This window comes from Paracoccus rhizosphaerae, assembly GCF_026162645.1.
Taxonomy (GTDB): Bacteria; Pseudomonadota; Alphaproteobacteria; order Rhodobacterales; family Rhodobacteraceae; genus Paracoccus; species Paracoccus rhizosphaerae.
This window is the reverse complement of record NZ_JAOTBE010000006.1, coordinates 1-18,074: the sequence shown is the minus strand read 5'-3', so window position 1 is coordinate 18,074 and position 18,074 is coordinate 1. Positions and strand designations below refer to the sequence as shown.

20 protein-coding genes and 1 tRNA gene are annotated in these 18,074 nt (G+C 69.5%); 5 read left to right on the top strand and 16 right to left on the bottom strand.

Annotated features, from left to right (window positions below):
• From OC184_RS04075 to OC184_RS04045, 7 genes are all read right to left on the bottom strand, one after another.
• A complete protein-coding gene (locus OC184_RS04075; protein WP_265505917.1) occupies positions 1-1,098 on the bottom strand; it encodes an ABC transporter permease in 1,098 nt (365 codons plus the stop codon).
• Entirely contained in the window at positions 1,098-2,732 is a 1,635-nt protein-coding gene (locus tag OC184_RS04070) for an ABC transporter ATP-binding protein (RefSeq protein ID WP_265505916.1), read from the bottom strand. The genes OC184_RS04075 and OC184_RS04070 overlap by 1 nt, the downstream gene beginning before the upstream one ends.
• The gene (locus tag OC184_RS04065) at positions 2,732-3,721 is read right to left on the bottom strand and encodes a BMP family lipoprotein (protein ID WP_265505915.1); all 990 of its coding nucleotides are present in this window, start codon (positions 3,719-3,721) and stop codon (positions 2,732-2,734) included. Before OC184_RS04065 ends, OC184_RS04070 begins: the two co-directional genes overlap by 1 nt.
• Before the next feature lie 79 nt (positions 3,722-3,800).
• Positions 3,801-4,229 (bottom strand): GNAT family N-acetyltransferase, encoded by a 429-nt coding sequence (locus OC184_RS04060; RefSeq protein WP_265505914.1) that lies wholly within the window; start codon positions 4,227-4,229, stop codon positions 3,801-3,803.
• Positions 4,226-4,828 (bottom strand): tRNA (adenosine(37)-N6)-threonylcarbamoyltransferase complex dimerization subunit type 1 TsaB, encoded by a 603-nt coding sequence (gene tsaB, locus OC184_RS04055; RefSeq protein WP_265505913.1) that lies wholly within the window; start codon positions 4,826-4,828, stop codon positions 4,226-4,228. The genes OC184_RS04060 and tsaB overlap by 4 nt, the downstream gene beginning before the upstream one ends.
• Positions 4,821-5,381, bottom strand: a complete 561-nt coding sequence (locus OC184_RS04050) for a NifU family protein (protein ID WP_265505912.1) — start codon at positions 5,379-5,381, stop codon at positions 4,821-4,823. Before OC184_RS04050 ends, tsaB begins: the two co-directional genes overlap by 8 nt.
• Before the next feature lie 63 nt (positions 5,382-5,444).
• A complete protein-coding gene (locus OC184_RS04045; protein WP_265505989.1) occupies positions 5,445-5,900 on the bottom strand; it encodes a universal stress protein in 456 nt (151 codons plus the stop codon).
• A gap of 153 nt (positions 5,901-6,053) precedes the next feature.
• On the opposite strand from OC184_RS04045, the gene OC184_RS04040 reads away from it, so the two are divergent.
• Positions 6,054-6,875 (top strand): sugar transferase, encoded by an 822-nt coding sequence (locus OC184_RS04040; protein WP_322630172.1) that lies wholly within the window; start codon positions 6,054-6,056, stop codon positions 6,873-6,875.
• On the opposite strand, the gene truA is transcribed toward OC184_RS04040, so the two are convergent.
• The 9 genes from truA to tsaD all read right to left on the bottom strand — a co-directional run bounded on the left by truA (position 6,851) and on the right by tsaD (position 13,920).
• Positions 6,851-7,627, bottom strand: coding sequence for a tRNA pseudouridine(38-40) synthase TruA (gene truA, locus OC184_RS04035; protein ID WP_265505911.1), 777 nt, complete (start codon positions 7,625-7,627; stop codon positions 6,851-6,853). The genes OC184_RS04040 and truA overlap by 25 nt on opposite strands.
• Positions 7,627-8,610 (bottom strand): 5-bromo-4-chloroindolyl phosphate hydrolysis family protein, encoded by a 984-nt coding sequence (locus OC184_RS04030; RefSeq protein WP_265505910.1) that lies wholly within the window; start codon positions 8,608-8,610, stop codon positions 7,627-7,629. The genes truA and OC184_RS04030 overlap by 1 nt, the downstream gene beginning before the upstream one ends.
• 138 nt (positions 8,611-8,748) lie before the next feature.
• Positions 8,749-9,738 (bottom strand): tetraacyldisaccharide 4'-kinase, encoded by a 990-nt coding sequence (gene lpxK, locus OC184_RS04025; RefSeq protein ID WP_265505909.1) that lies wholly within the window; start codon positions 9,736-9,738, stop codon positions 8,749-8,751.
• Complete coding sequence (locus tag OC184_RS04020; RefSeq protein ID WP_265505908.1) at positions 9,735-10,916, bottom strand: glycosyltransferase N-terminal domain-containing protein; 1,182 nt, start codon at positions 10,914-10,916, stop codon at positions 9,735-9,737. Before OC184_RS04020 ends, lpxK begins: the two co-directional genes overlap by 4 nt.
• The gene (locus tag OC184_RS04015; RefSeq protein WP_265505907.1) at positions 10,916-11,161 is read right to left on the bottom strand and encodes a DUF4170 domain-containing protein; all 246 of its coding nucleotides are present in this window, start codon (positions 11,159-11,161) and stop codon (positions 10,916-10,918) included. The genes OC184_RS04020 and OC184_RS04015 overlap by 1 nt, the downstream gene beginning before the upstream one ends.
• A gap of 68 nt (positions 11,162-11,229) precedes the next feature.
• Positions 11,230-11,646 (bottom strand): EVE domain-containing protein, encoded by a 417-nt coding sequence (locus OC184_RS04010; protein WP_265505906.1) that lies wholly within the window; start codon positions 11,644-11,646, stop codon positions 11,230-11,232.
• Positions 11,646-11,918, bottom strand: coding sequence for a YciI family protein (locus OC184_RS04005; protein ID WP_265505905.1), 273 nt, complete (start codon positions 11,916-11,918; stop codon positions 11,646-11,648). The genes OC184_RS04010 and OC184_RS04005 overlap by 1 nt, the downstream gene beginning before the upstream one ends.
• Positions 11,918-12,856 carry an NAD(P)H-dependent glycerol-3-phosphate dehydrogenase gene (locus OC184_RS04000; protein WP_265505904.1) on the bottom strand — a complete coding sequence of 313 codons (939 nt, stop codon included), beginning with the start codon at positions 12,854-12,856 and terminating at the stop codon, positions 11,918-11,920. Before OC184_RS04000 ends, OC184_RS04005 begins: the two co-directional genes overlap by 1 nt.
• Positions 12,853-13,920: a tRNA (adenosine(37)-N6)-threonylcarbamoyltransferase complex transferase subunit TsaD gene (gene tsaD / locus OC184_RS03995; protein ID WP_265505903.1), complete on the bottom strand. Its 1,068-nt coding sequence runs from the start codon at positions 13,918-13,920 to the stop codon at positions 12,853-12,855. The genes OC184_RS04000 and tsaD overlap by 4 nt, the downstream gene beginning before the upstream one ends.
• A 65-nt stretch (positions 13,921-13,985) precedes the next feature.
• Here tsaD and OC184_RS03990 point away from each other — a divergent pair, with 65 nt between their 5' ends.
• From OC184_RS03990 to OC184_RS03975, 4 genes are all read left to right on the top strand, one after another.
• Complete coding sequence (locus OC184_RS03990; protein ID WP_265505902.1) at positions 13,986-14,636, top strand: uroporphyrinogen-III synthase; 651 nt, start codon at positions 13,986-13,988, stop codon at positions 14,634-14,636.
• 122 nt (positions 14,637-14,758) lie between these two features.
• Complete coding sequence (locus OC184_RS03985) at positions 14,759-16,033, top strand: COG4223 family protein (RefSeq protein ID WP_265505901.1); 1,275 nt, start codon at positions 14,759-14,761, stop codon at positions 16,031-16,033.
• Positions 16,034-16,043: 10 nt separating this feature from the next.
• Entirely contained in the window at positions 16,044-17,753 is a 1,710-nt protein-coding gene (locus OC184_RS03980) for a heme biosynthesis protein HemY (protein WP_265505900.1), read from the top strand.
• 85 nt (positions 17,754-17,838) lie between these two features.
• Positions 17,839-17,914, top strand: a tRNA-Thr gene (locus OC184_RS03975).
• Positions 17,915-18,074 lie beyond the last annotated feature (160 nt).

The following is an 18,074-nucleotide window of genomic DNA, read 5'->3' as shown; positions in this document are numbered from 1 at the left end:
TTATGCGCCCCCGGTCCGGCGGCGGGACAGGAACAGGCGCTCCAGCGGCATGCGGACCATGTTGTCCAGCGCGCCCGTGAACAGGATCACCAGCGCCTGGATCACCACGATCAGCTCTCGCGGGATCGAGGTCCAGAGGGCCAGCTCGCCCCCGCCCTGATAGAGGAACCCGAACAGCAGCGCCGCCAGCAGGATGCCGAAGGGGTGGTTGCGGCCCATCAGCGCCACGGCGATGCCGATGAAGCCCGCGCCCTCGACTGCGTTCAGGACCAGGCGCTCGGATTCGCCCATGACGTTGTTGATCGCCATCAGCCCCGCCAGCCCGCCCGAGATCAGCATGGCGATCACGGTGATGCGGACCGGGTTGATGCCGGCATAGACGGCGCCGGGCTCGGACTTGCCCAAGGCGCGGATCTCGAACCCCAGGCGGGTGCGCCAGATCAGGACCCAGACCAGCAGGCAGGCCGCCAAGGCAATGAAGAAGGTGATGTTGGCGGGGGTGTTGCGGCCCCATTCGATGCCGATGGCGGCAAAGAGGTCGGTCAGCGCCGGCAGGTTGGTCTGTTCCGGAAAACGGGCCGAGGCCGGGTCCATGCTGCCCACCGGGCGCAGGATGTTGACCAGGACGTAGTTCAGAAGCGCTGCGGCGATGAAGTTGAACATGATCGTCGTGATCACGATGTGGCTGCCGCGCTTGGCCTGCAGGATCGCCGGGATGAAGGCCCAGGCCGCGCCGAACAGCGCCGCGCCGACCATGGCGACCGGCAGCGCCAGCGCCCAGTGCGGCAGCGGGATGTTCAGCAGCACCAGCGCGACGCCCAGGCCCCCCATCGCCGCCTGCCCCTCGCCGCCGATGTTGAACAGGCTGGCATGATAGGCGACGGCCACCGCCAGCCCAGTGAAGATGAAGTTCGTCGCATAGTAAAGCGTGAAGCCCCAGCCATAGGAGGACCCCAAGGCGCCCTCGACCATGGTGGTCAGGGCGACCCACGGGCTTTCGCCGATCGCCAGGATCACCAGTGCAGAAATGCCCATCGCCAGCACAAGGGAGATCAGCGGCGTCAGGATCACGTCCGCCCATTTCGGCATCTTGTCCATCAGGCGCGCTCCTCGGGGTGCTGGTCTTCGGGCGGGATGCCGGCGGTGGCGGGGGCATCCGCGTCGGTGACGCCGGCCATCAGCAGGCCCAGCTCGCCCGTCGTGGTCTGGTCAGGCAGGCGTTCGCCCATGATGCAGCCGTCGAACATGACGGCCACGCGGTCCGACAGCGACAGGATCTCGTCCAGCTCCACCGAGACCAGCAGGATCGCCTTGCCGGCGTCACGCAGCTCGACGATGCGCTTGTGGATGAACTCGATCGCGCCGATGTCGACGCCGCGGGTCGGCTGGCCGATCAGCAGCAGGTCGGGGTTGCGCTCGATCTCTCGGGCGACGACGATCTTCTGCTGGTTGCCGCCCGAGAAATTGCGCGCCGCCAGGTTCGGGTCGCGCGGGCGGACATCGAACCGCTCCATCTTCTCGGCGGCGTCGGCGCGGATGGCGGTGTTGTCCATAAGCCAGCCCTTGTTGAATTCGGGCGCGTCCTGCCAGCCGAAGGCGACGTTTTCCCAGGCGGCGAAATCCATGATCAGCCCCTCGACCTGGCGGTCCTCGGGGATGTGGCCGATGCCGTCGCGGCGGCGCTGGCCGGCGTTGCATTTGCTGCCCGACAGGGGCAGGGGCCGGCCGTTCATGCGAACCTCGCCGCCGACCCTGGCGCCCTTTTTGGGGTAACCGCCCAGGATCTCCAGCAGCTGGGTCTGGCCGTTGCCGCTGACGCCGGCAAGGCCCAGGATCTCTCCGGCGCGGATGTCGAAGCTGACGCCGCGCAGACGCTCCACGCCCTCGTCGTCGACCATCCGCAGGTCGCGCACCTCAAGCACCGGGGCCCGGGGCCGCGCCGGCTGCTTGTCGACGTTCAGCAGGACCTTGCGACCGACCATCAGCTCGGCCAGCTCCTCGGGGCTGGTGTCGCGCGTCCGGACGGATGCCACCATCTCGCCCCGGCGCATGACGCTGACGTTGTCGGTGATCTCGATGATCTCGCGCAGCTTGTGGGTGATCAGGATGATCGTCTTCCCCTCGTCACGCAGGCCCTCCAGGATGCGGAACAGGTGATCGGCCTCGGCTGGGGTCAGCACGCCCGTGGGTTCGTCCAGGATCAGGATCTCGGCCTGGCGATAGAGCGCCTTCAGGATCTCGACCCGCTGCTGGTGGCCAACCGAGAGCGATTCAATCGTCGCGTCGGGGTCCACGTTCAGCTGGTATTCGGCGGCCAGCTGCTTCAGCACGCCGCGCGCCTTCGACAGCGACGGGCGCAGCATCGCCCCCTCTTCGGCGCCCAGGATGATGTTTTCCAGCACCGTGAAGTTCTGGACCAGCTTGAAGTGCTGGAAGACCATGCCGATGCCCGCGCGGATCGCGGTCTGGCTGTCGGCGATGGTGATCGGGCGGCCGTCCACCAGGATCTCTCCGGCGTCGGGCTTATAGAAGCCGTAGAGGATCGACATCAGCGTGGACTTGCCCGCGCCGTTTTCGCCAATGATGCCGTGGATGGTGCCCTTGGGCACGCAGAGGTCGATATTGCGGTTCGCCTGCACCGGCCCGAACGCCTTCGAAATTCCGCGCAACTCGATGGCAGCGGGGGCGGCCGCGTCCGACCGCCCCCCCAGGTTGTCCCGTCCAGCGGCCATCAGGTGGCCGGGCAGGTGTTGTCGGTCATGTAGTCGTGCACCTCGACCTCACCCGAGGTGATCGCGGCCTTGGCCTCGTCCACGGCGGCCTGCATCTCGGGCGTGATAAGTTCCTGGTTGTTCTCGTCGATGGCGACGTCGACACCGCCGGCCTCAAGGTCCATGACCTTGATGCCGGGCTCAAGGTCGGTGCCGGCCATGAAGGCGTCATAGACGGCGTTGTCCACCTGCTTCACCATCGAGGTCAGCACCTTGCCCGGATGCAGCATGTTCTGGTTGCTGTCGACGCCGATCGACAGGATGCCTTCGTCCGCCGCCGCCTGCAGCACGCCGATGCCGGTGCCACCGGCCGCCGCATAGATCACGTCGGCGCCCTGAGAGATCTGCGCGCGGGCCAGTTCGCCCCCTTTCACGGGGTCGTTCCAGGCGGCGGGCGTGGTGCCGGTGTAATTGATCAGCACCTGGCCTTCGGGCTTCACCGACTTGAAGCCCTGCGCGAAGCCGCATTCGAACTTGTGGATCAGCGGGATGTCCATGCCGCCGATGAATCCCACGGTGTCGGATTCGGACGCCATCGCGGCCATCACGCCCGCCAGATAGCTGCCCTGTTCTTCGGTGAAGACGACCGACTGCACGTTCGGCGCCTCGACCACCATGTCGATGATGGCGAACTTGGTGTCGGGGTAATCGCCGGCCACCTGGCTCAGCACGTCGCCAAAGGCAAAGCCGGTCATGACAATCGGGTTCGACCCGGATTCCGCCAGCCGCCGCAGGGCCTGCTCACGCTGCGCTTCCGACTGCATCTCCAGTTCGCGATAGCTGCCGCCCGTCTCCTCGACCCAACGCTGCGCGCCCATGTAGGCCGCCTCGTTGAAGGACTTGTCGAACTTTCCGCCAAGGTCGAAGATCAGAGCCGGATCGGCCAGCGCCGCACCGGCCGAGAGGGCGGTCATCGCCGCACCGGACAGAAGCGATTTCATCAGCGTCATCAGGGAACCTCATCCTGTTCTGGCGGTCGATTCAGACGACGCGCCTTCAGCGCGATTAGGGCGCATCGGTCCGGGACGGTCAACCGCCTTCTTGGCCGGCACGCAGCGTCAGTCGCATCACGATGGCGTCCGACCCGGCACCGTAATAGCCCTGCCGAAGGCCGGCCTGCACCCATCCCGCACGGTCGTAAAGCCGACGCGCCGGCAGGTTGTCGGCAGCCACTTCCAGGAAAGCCTCGTCCGCCCTGCGTGCCGCGGCCTCTGCGGCAAAGTCGCTGACCAGCCGCAGCCCCAACCCCGCACGCCGCGCGCCCGGCGCGACCGCCAGCGTCAGCAACTCGGCCTCGCAGGCGAGGGCGCGTCCCAGCAGGAAGCCGTCCTTGCCCGACAGCAGGAAGACACCGGGCGAGGCGAGAAGGCCTGCGAACTCCTCTGCCGACCAGGGGCGGGGCCGGTCGAAGCAGCATGCGTGCAGCGCGGCCAGCGCCTGCGGGTCGGTCAGGTTCACGGCAGGATGACAGGCGGCGCGTCCCGCGCAGGGGCCGCATCCGCCGGTCGAAGATAGATCGGCGCTGGCCGCGGCCCCAACTGGTCGACACGTGACAGCGCGACCCGCGCCACGCCCTCGGCCAAGGCCACGACCGGCGCAGCCGGCGCGAGGCCGGGCGGCAGCGCGCCGGCCGCGGCTTGCCGCGGCCGGCTCCCGCTCTCGGCGTCGTCAGAGGCTGCGAAGTCCTGCCAGACGATCTCGCCCGCCCGGCCGGGGATCACGATCCGGCAGGGCCGGGGAAGGCCGAAGGCCAGCGCCTCATGAATGCCGACGCCCACCGCCGGAACTCCGAGGGCCAGTGACAACCCCCGCGCCGCCGCCACGGCGACGCGGATGCCGGTGAAGTTTCCCGGCCCGGTTCCGACGCCGATCACCGAAAGATCGTGCCAGGCCATGCCCGCCTCGGTCAGAAGCTCGGCGGCCATCGGCATCAGGCGCTCTGCCTGGCCCTTGGCCATCTCCTCGTGACGCTGTGCCAGCAGGCGGTCACCCCGCAGCAAAGCGGCCGCGCAATGCGCGGCCGATGTGTCGATGCCCAGGGTGATCCGGTCAGGCAACGGGGCGAACCTCGATCACCTCGGGGATGTAATGACGCAGCAGGTTCTCGATCCCCATCTTCAGCGTCAGGGTCGATGACGGGCAGCCCGCGCAGGCGCCCTGCATGTGCAGATAGACGATGCCGCGGTCGAAGCCGTGGAAGGTGATGTCGCCGCCGTCCTGCGCCACCGCCGGGCGGACGCGCGTGTCCAGCAGTTCCTTGATCTGGCCCACGACCTCGGCGTCCGGCCCGTCATGGCTGGCATGGCCCGCGCTATCGGGCGCCTCGCCCTCGATCGCCGGGGCGCCTGACTGGAAATGCTCCATGATCGCGCCTAGGATCGACGGCTTCAGATGGTCCCAAGGCGCCTCGTCCGCCTTGGTCACGGTTACGAAGTCGCGGCCCAGGAATACGCCCGTCACGCCCTCGACCGCGAAGATCCGGCGGGCCAGCGGCGAAGTCGCACCCGTCTCGGGCGAGGGAAAGTCGGCCGTGCCGCTGCCCAGCACGGTCTCTCCGGGCAGGAACTTCAGCGTGGCGGGGTTCGGGGTCGTCTCGGTCTGGATGAACATGGGCGTGCTCCTTTGATGCCTGATATGGCTATCGCATGGCACCGGGTCAAGCCGAGGGGAGCTTCAGGTGATCGCTTCCAGCCGATCCTTCGACAGGTCGCCCGGCACCAGCGTGATCGGGCAGGGCAGGGCCAGCGGGTCGCGCAGAAGCCGCGTCAGGACCGGGTTCTGGCCGCCCTTGTCAGCCGAGAGGCCTAGCACCACGATGCCGATCTCTCCGTCCTCGGCGATCTGCGCCAGAAGCTCCTCGGCCGGGTCGCCCTCGCGGATCACCAGCTGAGGTTCGACGCCGGGGCGCGACCGCATCCACTTGGCGAAGACCTCGTAATGCGCCTCGATCCGTTCGCGCGCCTCGGCCCGCATGACGTCCGCCACGCCGAAGCCGTGCTGGATCTCGTCCGCGGGAATCACCGCCAGGATCACGACGGCGCCGTCGGTCTTGGCCGCCCGCATGGACGCGAAGCGGATCGCGTTCAGGCATTCCTTGCTGTCGTCCAGCAGGACCAGAAATTTCCGCATCATGCCCCGTCTTGCCGCCTCGGATCGGCACAGAGTGGCCGAACTGCCATGCCTGCGCAAGGGATTGCGACGAAAACCTCGGGCGGCAGTTCCCTCTCCTCCTGGCTTGTGCTAGCCGCGACAGAAGCTCGTAACCAGTGACCGGATGCCAATGTGACGATCCACCATGACTGGGACAACACCGACGCCGCCCGGCTCGCCACGCTGACCGCGCCCAAGATGGCGTGGTTCATGGGCGAGGCGACGGCCCCCGGCGTGAACCCGATGCCGCTGTCCAAGCGGACCTTCGACGTGGTGCTGGCCCTGCTGCTGCTGATCCCGCTGTCCGTCGTCATGCTGGGCGTCGCCGCCGTGCTTCTGGTCCTGCAGGGACGCCCGATCTTCTATGCCGCGCACCGGATGCGCAGCCCGAACCAGCCGTTCACCCAGTGGAAGTTCCGCACCATGCTGTGCGAGGAGGGCGATTTCGGCGCCACCGGCGCGCACAAGGCTTGGCGGATCACGCCGATGGGTCGCTTCCTGCGCCGGTCGCGTATCGACGAACTGCCGCAGCTGATCAATATCCTCAAGGGCGACATGAGTTTCGTGGGCCCCCGCCCGCCCCTGCGCGAATATGTCGAGCGTTTTCCCGCCGTCTATGGCCAGGTCCTGCACAGCCGTCCGGGCGTCACCGGCTTGGCCACGCTGATCTATCACCGTCACGAGGACCGCATCCTGGCGCGCTGCAAGTCGGCGCAGGCGACCGAGGCCGCCTATTACCGCCGCTGCCTGCCCGCCAAGCTGAAGATCGACCTGATCTACCAGCGTCACCGCAACCTGCGGCTGGACCTGTGGATCCTGTGGCACACGGTCAAGATCGTCGTCTCGCGCCGGGACGAACGTCCGCGCCGACGCCGCCGGGGTCAGGTGGATCTGCCCGACGAAACGCTGCTGCACCGGGCGCCGCCCCGTCAGGCGAAGGGATTGCAGGGGTAGCCCACCCCCGCCAGGTAGAGGCCCTGCGGCGGGCAGACCGGTCCGCAGGCTGCACGGTCCCGCGCCGCCAGCGCCTCGGCCACGCGCGCGGGCGCCCATGATCCCGCGCCGACCCGCTCCAGCGTTCCGACGATCGACCGCACCTGATTATGCAGGAACGACCGGGCCCGCAGGTGGAAGCGGTATTCGCGGCCATGCGGGATGGGGATTTCCTCGATCCGGATCTCGTCCAGCGACTTGACCGGGCTTTTCGCCTGGCAGATCGAGGATCGGAACGTCGTGAAGTCGTGATGCCCCACGAGATGCGCGGCCCCCTGGCGCATCGCGTCGAGGTCCAGGGGGTTCAGCACCTGCCAGACCTGACCCTTGTCATGCGTCACCGGCGCTCGGCGCGCCACCAGCCTGAACAGATAGCGTCTTTCGATGGCCGAGAAGCGGGCGTGGAAACTGTCATCGACGCGCGCCGCCTGCAGGATGGCGACAGGGGCGGGCTTCAGGTGCCAGTTCAGCGCCTCCGCCAGCCGGAACGGGTCCCACTCACGCAACAGGTCGGCATGGGCAACCTGTCCGGTGGCATGGACACCCGCATCAGTGCGGCCGGCGGCAGCGATGCGCGCCCCGGCTGCAAAGCCCGCGTCCAGCCGCGCCAGCGCAGCCTCGATGGCCCCCTGGACCGACGGCTGGTCCGCCTGCGCCTGCCAGCCGGCGAAAGGCGCGCCCTGGTATTCGACCTTCAGCGCGAAACGGGGCATCAGTCGCGCGGCGTCTTCTGGCCGGGGAAGGGCATCTTTAACAGATCGTCCAGCGTCTGCGCCTCGTGGCTTTGCAGAGCGGGTCGATCGTCAGGGGTGACGCGGGTGGCGGCGCCTGTCAGGCCCTCGCGCGCCAAACGCTCGCGCAGCACGGACATCTCGATGTCGAGGGCATCGCGATCGCCGTCCAGAAGCCGGTCGGACCGCGCGATGAAATCCTTTTCCAGATCGTCGAGAAAACCTTCGTAGGCCTGACGCGCCGCCACGTCACCCGTGGCCGCATAAAGATCCGCGAACCGGATCGTCGCATCGCGCGCGCCCATCAGATAGACGCCAAGATAGCGTCGGGCCGATCCCAACCCCGCCGGATTGTCGCGGACCCGGTCGAAGAGGTGACGCACCGTCGCCTCGAACATGCCGACACGCGCCTGAAGCCGGCGGTCGCCGGTGCGGGCGATGGCGTCGCGCATCTGGTCCAGATGGCCCTCGGCCTCTTCGATCATGCGCTGCGCGCGGTCCTGCTGAAAGCTGTCCACCCCGTCGCGGCTCTTGTCCCGCCAAGGGTCGAGGCCGAAGGACAGCTGGTGCAGCGCCAGTCCGGCGGCGCCGATCAGCCCCGCCTCGGCCAGGGCGCCGGGTTCGGCCGCGCCGATGCCGATGCCGACCGCGCCCAGGATCCCGCCGAACAGCTTGCGCGGGATCGCCGGCCGCTTGGCGACGCGGCGCGCCTCGAAAGCCGCCTGCGCCACCAGACCCTCTCGGGTCATCCACATGCCGCTGGCGACCAGGCCGAAGGCGGCGAGGTCGGTGACCATGCCCGTCGCGCCTTGGAAAAACGCGCCCAGCAGGAACGGCGTTGCGGCGAAGGTGATCCACTTCGGCCGCCCCTCATGGGGGTGGCGCGGCGTCGGCGGCAGGGCGGGACGCGCGGGGGGATCGGCCAGGTTGTTGCCCAGCAGGCTGTCCAGGAAAGATCGCGCCATCAGCGTCAGCCCGCCCCCGCGGTCGCGGCATAGAGCGTCAGCAGCATCAGCAGATAGAAGCTCAGCCTGGCTTTGGCATTCGAGGACATGACGGACCTTTCACAATCTCGCCCCTATATCGGGTTCTTCCGGCAGATTTCAAACGGCTGCCGGAAACAGCCGGTCCAGCGCCGATGCCAGCGGCCGGTCGTCGGCCAGCACCAGCCTGACGGGCAGCGCCATCACCTTGGGCCGGAAGTGCCGCGGCAGGCGGGCCGCGTCCTTTTCCGTGGTGACCAGCTGGGCGCGCTGCAGGCGGCCTTCGGTTTCCAGCCGGGTCAAAAGGGCGGTGGTGAAAGGCTGGTGATCGTCCAGCGCCTCGGCCCTGACGACCTCGGCGCCAAGGTCGCGCAGCGTGGCGAAGAACTTCTCGGGGTGGCCGATGCCGGCAAAGGCCAGCACCCGGTGGCCGCGCCAGTCGAAGCCCATCTGCAGCGGTGACAGCTGCCCGCGCAGGTGCGGCGGCGCGCCCTCGGGTGTAACGAATGCCGCCTGCGCCGCGTCAGGTCCGATCGACAGCAGCAGGTCGGCACGGGCCAGCCCCGTGGCGACCGGTTCGCGCAACGGGCCGGCCGGGATGCAGAGCCCGTTGCCGAACCCCTTGGCCGCGTCCACCACGATCATCGACAGGTCATGGGCCAGCGCAGGGTCCTGGAAGCCATCGTCCAGGATGATCGCCTGTGCTCCATCGGCGACGGCCGCGCGGGCGCCTGCCAAGCGGTCGTCCGACACCCAGACCGGGCCGAAGGCGGCCATCAGCAACGGCTCATCCCCGGTCAGGGCCGCGTCGTGGCGGCGTTCGTCAACCCTGAGCGGCCCCGTCGCGCTGCCGCCATAGCCGCGCGACACGACATGCGCCGCGACGCCCCGCGCAGCCAGCATCATCTGCAGGTGGATCACCGTGGGCGTCTTGCCGGTCCCCCCGGCGTTCAGATTGCCCACGCAGATCACCGGAACGCCGACCTGTGCGCATGCACCCCGCGCCAGCCTCCGGGCTGTCGCACGGGCATAGGCCGCGCCCAGGGGCGCCAGCAGCCGTGCCCGGACCGTGGGTGGGCGCAGGAACCAGAAGGCGGGGGCGCGTTTCATGCGGGGGTCGCATCCAGCGCGGCGGTGACCCGGTCGGCGATCCGCAGCGCGACATCCGCGCCGCCGGTGCTGACCGTCCAGGCGTTGCTGGCCAGCGTGGCGATCAGTTCGGGCTGGGTCAGGTCGGTGACGGCCTGCGCCAGATCCTCGGGCGTGCGCACCTGCCGCAGGGCCTGGGCGCCGGCCAGATGGTGCCATTCGGTGCGGTAGGGACCGGGTTCGGGACCATGCACGATGGCCGAGCCGAGGGCCGCAGGCTCGAACGGATGGCGCATCGCGGCCGCCTGGCCCGACAGCGTGCCGCCCATGAAGCTGACCGGGGCCAGCCGATACCACAGCCCCAGCTCGGTCGGGCCGTCGGTGACCAGCACCTGCACCTCGTCGCCCAGGTCGTCATCCTCGGCGCGGCGGGCGACGGACAGGCCCTCGGCCTCGATGTCGCGGGCCAGCGCGTCGGTGCGGTCGGCGTCGGCGGGGGCGATGATCAGCAGCGCCCGGTGCGATCGGCGCAGGGCGGCCTGGTGCGCGGCCAGCACCGCCGCCTCCTCCGACGGGGGCACGCAGGCGGCGAACCAGGCGTGGCGGCCGTTCATCTGCTGGGCCATCGACACGCGCTCGGTCTCCGAGCAAGACAGCGGCTGGCGGATCTCTGACACGGGGCCGGTCATGGCGATGCGGCCGGCATCGAGGCCCATCTGGCGCGCGATGCGCAGGCTGGCCGTGTCTGGCAGCATGATCGACCCGATCTGCGACAGAAGCTGGCGGCGCATGCCGGCGCGCAGGTTCCAGCCGAGGTCCGCCTCGGACAGCCGCATCTCGACCAGGACCATCGGGATGCGGCGGGTGGCGGCAGCCGCGATCAGCGCCGCCGGCAGGACATCGCCCAGCAGCAGCAGGGCACCGGGCCTGGCGCGATCCAGAAGCTGCGCGGCAAGGGCGCTGTCCTGCGCCGGATCGGCGCCGGAGGCGTCAAGCCGGACGAGGCGCAGGTTCGGGCAGGTTCGTGTCAGGCGACGCAGGATCTGCGGACAGGCCCGCGCGGCATCGCCCGAGACGTGCATCACCAGCGCCGGACCCGGACCCGCGGGAATGGCAGGCAGGTCAATGGCATCGTCGCGGCGGCCGCGCAGGTGCAGCCACAGCCCCAGTTGCCCAAGACCCGTGCCCGCCGCGACCATCAGCCGCCGAGTTCCTCGGTCGGGCTGACCTCGCGTTCCTCATCGCGCAGGCGGTGCAGGTGGGCGATGAAATAGCGGGTATGGGCGCTGTCGACGGTCCGCTGCGCCTCGGCCTTCCAGGCCTGGTGGGCGCTGGCATAGTCGGGGAAGATCCCCACCATGTGGATCTGCTTGGTGTCGCGGAACTTGGTGCTGGACGGATCGACCAGTTCTCCGCCGAAGACAAGGTGCAGGCGCTGGTTCATGTGACCTCCTGGGGTTCTGGGATGCGGAAATGGTAGCGCGCGGCGCAGGCGGCTTGAAGGGGGCGCGCCTATTCGGCGCCCGACAGCTCCATCATGACCGCCCATTCCTCGGGCGTAACCGGCTGCACCGACAGTCGCGAATTGTTGCCCAGCACCATGTCCTTCAGCCGCGGCTCGGCCTTGACCTCGTCCAGGGTGACTGGGCGGGGCAGCTTGCGGACGGCGCGGACGTCGACGCATTCCCATTTCAGGTCGTCCGTCGTGCTGTCGGGATGCGCCTCGGCGATGACTTCGCAGATGCCGACGGCCTCCTTGCCGATGTTGGAGTGGTAGAACAGGCCCAGATCGCCCACCTTCATGGCGCGCATCATGTTGCGCGCCTGATAGTTGCGCACACCGTCCCATTCCTCGCCCTTGTCGCCGCGCGACACGAGGTCGTCCCAGCCGAAGACGTCGGGTTCCGACTTGAAGAGCCAAAAGGCCATCAGCCGATCACCTTCTTCCATTCGACCACCTCGGTCGATGCGAAGAGCCCCGCCGCCTTATATGGGTCGGCGTCGGCCCAGGCCTGTGCGGCGGGCAGGTCGGCGGCGTCGAGGATCACCAGCGACCCGCGCATCTCGCCCTCCTCGATGAGGGGGCCGGCCATGAAGACAATGCCGCTGTCCCGGATATGCGCCAGGTGCGCGTCGCGGGTGTCCAGGCGGATTTGCAGCGCGCCGGGCTTGTCCCGACAGATCACGGCGAACAGGGGCATCATTCCTCCTTCAAGGGGCGTCTGAGCAGATGGTCCATGGCCTTTTCCACCGAAACCTCGCCTTCGGCAAGGCGGGCGACCATGGCGGCGATGGGCAGGTCCAGCCCGTCCCGCGCCGCTAGCCGCACCAGCGCCCGCGCCGTCGCCGCGCCCTCGACCGTAGTCGCGGTGTCGAAGGGTCGGCCCGCGCCGAGTGCCGCGCCGAAGCGAAAGTTCCGCGACTGGTCCGAGGTGCAGGTCAGCGTCAGGTCGCCAAGGCCAGAGAGCCCGGTCAGCGTTTCCGGCCGCGCGCCCAGATGGGCGGCCAGCCGCGTCATCTCGGCAAAGCCGCGGGTGATGATGGCCGCGCGGGCGCTGTCGCCGAGGCCCGCGCCGATCACCGTGCCGGCGGCAATGGCGACGACGTTCTTCAGTGCCCCGCCCAGTTCGGCGCCCTGCACGTCAGTCGTGCGGTAAAGCCGGAGGACCGGCGCCGACAGCCGCTGCTGCAGCGCCTCGGCCGCAGACGCTTCGGCGCAGGCCAGCGTCAGCGCGGTCGGCAGGCCGCGGGCGATGTCGGCGGCAAAGGACGGGCCGGTCAGCACCGCCACGGTGGCGCGCGGGCAGGCCCGGGCGATCAGGGTCGAGGGGCCGGTTAGGCGCTGCAGGTCGATTCCCTTCGCGGTGCTGACCTGGCATTTGCCGTCCAGCCGGGCCGCATGGTCGTCCAGAAACGCCCCCAGCTTCTGCGCGGGCAGCGCCAGAAGGATCGTCCCGGCCTTCAACGCCGCATTCAGGTCGTCGGTGACCGTGATGGCATCGGGCAGCGCCACGCCCGGCAGGCGCGGGTTTTCCCCCTGCCAGTCGATGCGGCGCCCCCACAGTGTGACCGGACCCTTGGCGGCCAGCGCCACAGCCAGCGCCGTGCCGAAGGCGCCTGCGCCCAGAATGGATATCATGCCTTGGCCCCCTTCTTGCCGCTGCCCAGCATTGGCGCCGCCCGCCGGTCCAAGGGCCATCGCGGGCGCGCCGCCAGGTCCAGCCCGTCGCGGTGGCCCATGCGGAACCGCTCGATCCCGGCCCATGCGATCATTGCGCCATTGTCGGTGCAAAGGCGCAGGGGCGGGGCCAGGAAGCGCGCGCCTGCGGCGGTGGCGACGGCCTCGAGCTCGGTGCGGATCTGGCGGTTCGCGGCGACGCCGCCGGCCACGGCGAGGATCGGGGCGGGGCTGGCGGCCAGCGCGCGGCGGGCTTTTTCGGCAAGCACCTCGGCCACGGCGGTCTGGAAGGCGGCGCAAAGGTCGCGGCGGTCCTGCGTCCGCAACCCGCCCTGCGCCGCGATCAGCTGGTCGCGCTGGCGCAGGGCCGCGGTCTTGAGCCCCGAGAACGACATGTCGCAGCCCGGCCGGTCCAGCAGCGGGCGTGGCAGGGGCAGGCGGTCGGGGTCGCCGGCCTGCGCCTCGGCCTCGACCGAGGGGCCGCCAGGCTGCGGCAGGGCCAGAAGCTTGGCGATCTTGTCGAAGGCCTCTCCGGGCGCGTCGTCGATGGTGCCGCCAAGGCGGGTGAAATCGTCTGGCCCGTCCACGCGCAGGAACTGGCAATGCCCGCCCGAGACCAGCAGCATGACATAGGGGAATTCGATCCCGTCCGTCAGCCGCGGCGTCAGGGCGTGGCCGGCAAGATGGTTCACCCCCACCAGCGGCAGCCCGGTGCCCGCCGCGATCCCCTTGGCGCACATGACGCCCGACAGGACGCCGCCGATCAGCCCCGGCCCTGCCGTGACGGCAATGCCCGACAGCGCGCGAAGGGACAGCCCGGCTTCCTCCAGTGCCTGCTCCACGGCCAGGTCCAGCCGTTCGGCATGGGCGCGGGCGGCAATCTCAGGGACAACTCCGCCGAAGTCGGCGTGCAGGTCGGTCTGGCTGCTGACCACGTTCGACAGGATGCGCCGGTCGCCGGTCACGATCGCCGCCGCGGTGTCGTCGCAGCTGCTCTCGATGCCCAGGAAGATCGTGTCGGTCATACCCTTGCCCCGGCGGAAGGTGGCGCTTACGCCTGTGGGCCTAGCACCCGAGCGAGGATAAGCCAATGCCGGCGGACGACCGCCCCCCGCTTCTTCTGACCCGACCGCAGGCCGATGCCGAACGCTTCGCCGCCTCGATGCCGGGATGGCGGTGCGTGATCTCTCCGATCCTGGCGATCCTGCCGGTGGAGCACGACGCGGCGCGGCTGCGGGACGCGCCGGGGCTGGTCTTCACCTCGGCCCATGCCGTGGCCTCGGCGGGGGCGGGGCGGGGCCGGCCCGCGATCTGCGTCGGCGGGCACACGGCCGGCGTCGCGCAGGCGGCAGGCTTTGCCGTCACTGCGGGGGGCGGGACGGCCGACAGCCTACTGCCGCTGATTGCCGCAGCCCGGGTGCCGCTGATCCATCCGCATGGGCGGCACCTGGCGAAGGTGCTGCCGGTGCCGGGGATGGTCGTCTATGACCAGGCGCCGCAGCCGCTGAGCCGGACCGCGCAGCGGTTGCTGGCCAGGGAAACCCCCGTGATCCTGCCCGTGTTCTCGCCCCGTTCCGCGCAATTGCTGTCGGCGCAGGCATCAGGCGCCCGCGCGCCCCTGTGGCTGGCCGCGATCAGCGCTGCCGCGGCACGGGCCTTCGACCAGCCCTCCGACCGGTGCATCGTGGCGCTGGCGCCCTCTGCCGAAGGCATGAGGGCGGCCATTACCGGGTTGCTTTGACGGAACAAAGCTGAACACGGCGGGTTGAGCGTTCAAGCTTGGCTGATTAGGCTGCAGCGGACGCCGGGACGGCCGCGATGTGCGCATGGCGGCCGAAGTGGCACCGAGACGGGGACAGGCACGTGAAGAAACCAGACAAGACTAAGGCCAGCGACAAGACGGCCCAGCCCGCTGCCGGCGCGGGTCAGGACAACGACATCCGCCGGGTGCCGGCGTATCCCGGCGTGATCGAGTCGACCCCCGTGGGCGAAGGCAAGCCCGCACAGGCCGGTCAGCCGGGCAAGGTCGAGCCTATCGGCTCGACGCTTGTCGGCGATGCGGCCTCGGGCCGTCCCGCGGCCGGGGCGAAGCCCGCGACATCTGCCGACAGCGGCCATGATGCACAGCCGGACGCCAGGCCGCAGGAGCCATCGCGGACCGACGCGACCCGGCCAGCGCATGACGGCGGGCGCCGCCGGGGCGGCTTCTGGCCGATGTTCCTGGGCGGTGCCGTCGCGGCAGGCCTTGGCGCCGCGGCCGCGATCTATGCGCTGCCGCATCTTCCGGCCGATTGGCAGCCAGCAGCCGAGGCGACTGACCAGGACGCCCTGATCGCCGCCGCCGAAGAGGCCGGCCGCCGCGCCGCAGCCGAGGCGATGCCTGCGGGTGACGTCCAGTCCGACCTGGCCGAGCGTGTCGCCGCGCTGGAACAGGCGCCCGAAGACGACAGTGCCGAACAGCTGCAGGCCCTGCAGCAGCGGATCGAAGATCAGCAGGCCCGGATCGAGGAACTGGCGGCCCGCCCGGCCTTCGACCCCGACGCGGCGCAGTCGCTGCAGCAGCAGATCGAATCTGCGGCCGCCGATGCGCAGGCGCAGCTGGAATCCGCCCGCTCCGCGGCGCAAGAGCTTCAGCAGGCGGCCGAGGAAAGCACCCGCCGAGCCGAGGCCGTGGCCGCCATTTCCAGCCTGCAGGCGGCGCTGGATGAGGGCGTGACCCCAGAGCAGGCCCGCCAGACCTTGGAAGGCGCCGGGCTTCAAACGCCCGAGGCGCTGACGACCGAGGTGCCCAGCCTGACGTCGCTGCAGGCTGAATTTCCCGAAGCGGCGCGTGGTGCGCTGCGCGCCAGCCTGCGCGACAGCGCGGCTGCCGGCGAAGGCAACGTCCTGACGAACTTCCTGCGCGCCCAGACCGGCGCCCGCTCGGTCGCGCCGCGCGAAGGCGACGATGTCGACGCCATCCTGTCGCGCGCCGATGCCGAGGTCGAGGCCGGCCGCATCGACGCCGCCCTGGCCGAGCTTCAGGCCCTGCCCGAATCCGCGCGCTCCGCCTCGGCCATGGCCCAGTGGCTGGACCGCGCCAATGCCCACAGCCAGGCACAGGCGGCGCTGACCGACCTGTCCTCGTCCACGAACTGAGGAGCGTCGGATGCTGCTTTCCCTGCTGAAAATCCTGCTCTTCTTTGCGGTCGTCCTGCTTTTGGCCCTAGGCGCGGTCTATCTCTCCGAAACCGGGCAGATGCTGAGGATCGAATATGGTGGGACCGAATTCGCGCTGACCCCGGTCAAGGCGCTTCTGGCGCTTCTGGTCCTGATGGTCGCGGCCTGGATCGTCTTCAAGCTGCTGGGCCTGCTGATCGCCTTCCTGCGTTTCCTGGCGGGCGATGAAACGGCGATCAACCGCCACTTCGCCCGCTCGCGCGAACGCAAGGGCTATGCCGCCTTCGCCGACGGGATGTTGGCCGTCGCCTCGGGCGAAGGGAAGCTGGCGCAGGACAAGGCTAACAAGGCCGCGAAATACCTGAACCGGCCGCACCTGACCAACCTGTTGGCCGCGCAGGCCGCCGAGACCGCAGGGGATTCGCAGCGCGCCGTGGCCGTCTATAAAGAGCTTCTGGAGGATGACCGCACCCGCTTCGTCGGCATCCGCGGCCTGATGCGCCAGAAGCTGGCCGAGGGCGACACGCACAAGGCGCTGCTGCTGGCGCAGAAGGCCTATGCGCTGAAGCCGCGCCACAAGGAACTGCAGGACACCCTGCTGGAGCTGCAGACCCGCGAGCATGACTGGAAGGGCGCCCGGCAGACCCTGAAGGACAAGCGCAGCCAAGGCGATCTGCCCAAGGACGTCGCGCTGCGCCGCGATGCCGTCCTGGCCCTGCAGGAAGCCAGCGACGTTCTGGCGCACGGCAACTCGATCAGCGCGCGCGAGGCGGCGATCTCGGCCGCCAAGGCGTCGCCGGACCTGATCCCGGCGGCGGTGCTGGCCGCGCGCAGCTATGTCGCGCAGAAGGACTTCCGCAATGCCTCGCGCATCTTGGGAAAGACCTGGTCGGTGCGGCCGCATCCCGACGTCGCCGCCGCCTACGCCGAGATCGTCCCCGATGAGACGCCCTCGGCCCGGCTGCAGCGCTTCGACCGGCTGATCGGCAAGAACCGCGATCACGAGGAAAGCCGCCTGCTGAAGGCCGAGCTGCTTCTGGCGGCCGAGGACTTTCCCGGCGCCCGCCGCGCTCTGGGCGATCTGGCCGAGAAGCACCCGACGACCCGCACGCTGTCGATCATGGCTGCCATCGAGCGGGGTGAGGGCGCCGACGACAGCGTGGTTCGCGGCTGGCTGACCAGGGCGCTGACGGCGTCGCGCGGCCCGCAATGGGTCTGCGACAAGTGCCATAACGTCATGGGACACTGGGCGCCGGTCTGCGACCACTGCGGCGGCTTCGACACCCTGACCTGGAGAGAGCCGGAGGGTGGCCTTGGCGCCGCCTCGACCACCTCGACCGGGGCCGAGATGCTGCCGCTGCTGGTCGGCAGCCCGCGGAACGAGGCCGAGGCCCCCGACCTCAGCCATCCGGTGCAGCCGCATCCGCCGGGGCCGGCCGAACCGGAGGCCGCGGCGCCGATCCGCGTTTCCTCGACGCCGAAGGTCGCGCCGGGCATGGTCCCGCGGGAATCTGACTATGACGACAACCCCTCGTCGACCGTGACCACGCCAGAGGCGCCGAAGCCGGCTGCCGCCGGAATCCCCGAGCCCGAGATCGTCACGCCGCACCATGATGCGCCCGCCACGGACCCGTCCTCGGAACCGCAGATGGTGCGCCCCGACGTCGAGCCGTCCGACACGGCCGATCGCAAAGGCTGATCCCATGGCGCTTGGGCGAAAAAAGTCGTCCAAGGGCTCTTTCCTCTGACGGGGGAAGGTGCTATCCGCCCGGTCACAGCATGATGCCGGTGTAGCTCAGCTGGTAGAGCACGTCATTCGTAATGATGGGGTCGGGGGTTCGAGTCCCTTCACCGGCACCACTGAACCAGTGGAACATGACCCTAGCTGTTTGATCCGATGGTTTGATGGTGCGATCCTTTTTCAGGAATGGAAGGAAGCATTATGGGTCAGGTTCGTCACGGGAGCGCCACGACCACGCACGCCGTCAGAGCTGCAATAATGAGGGCTGGCCCGCCATCG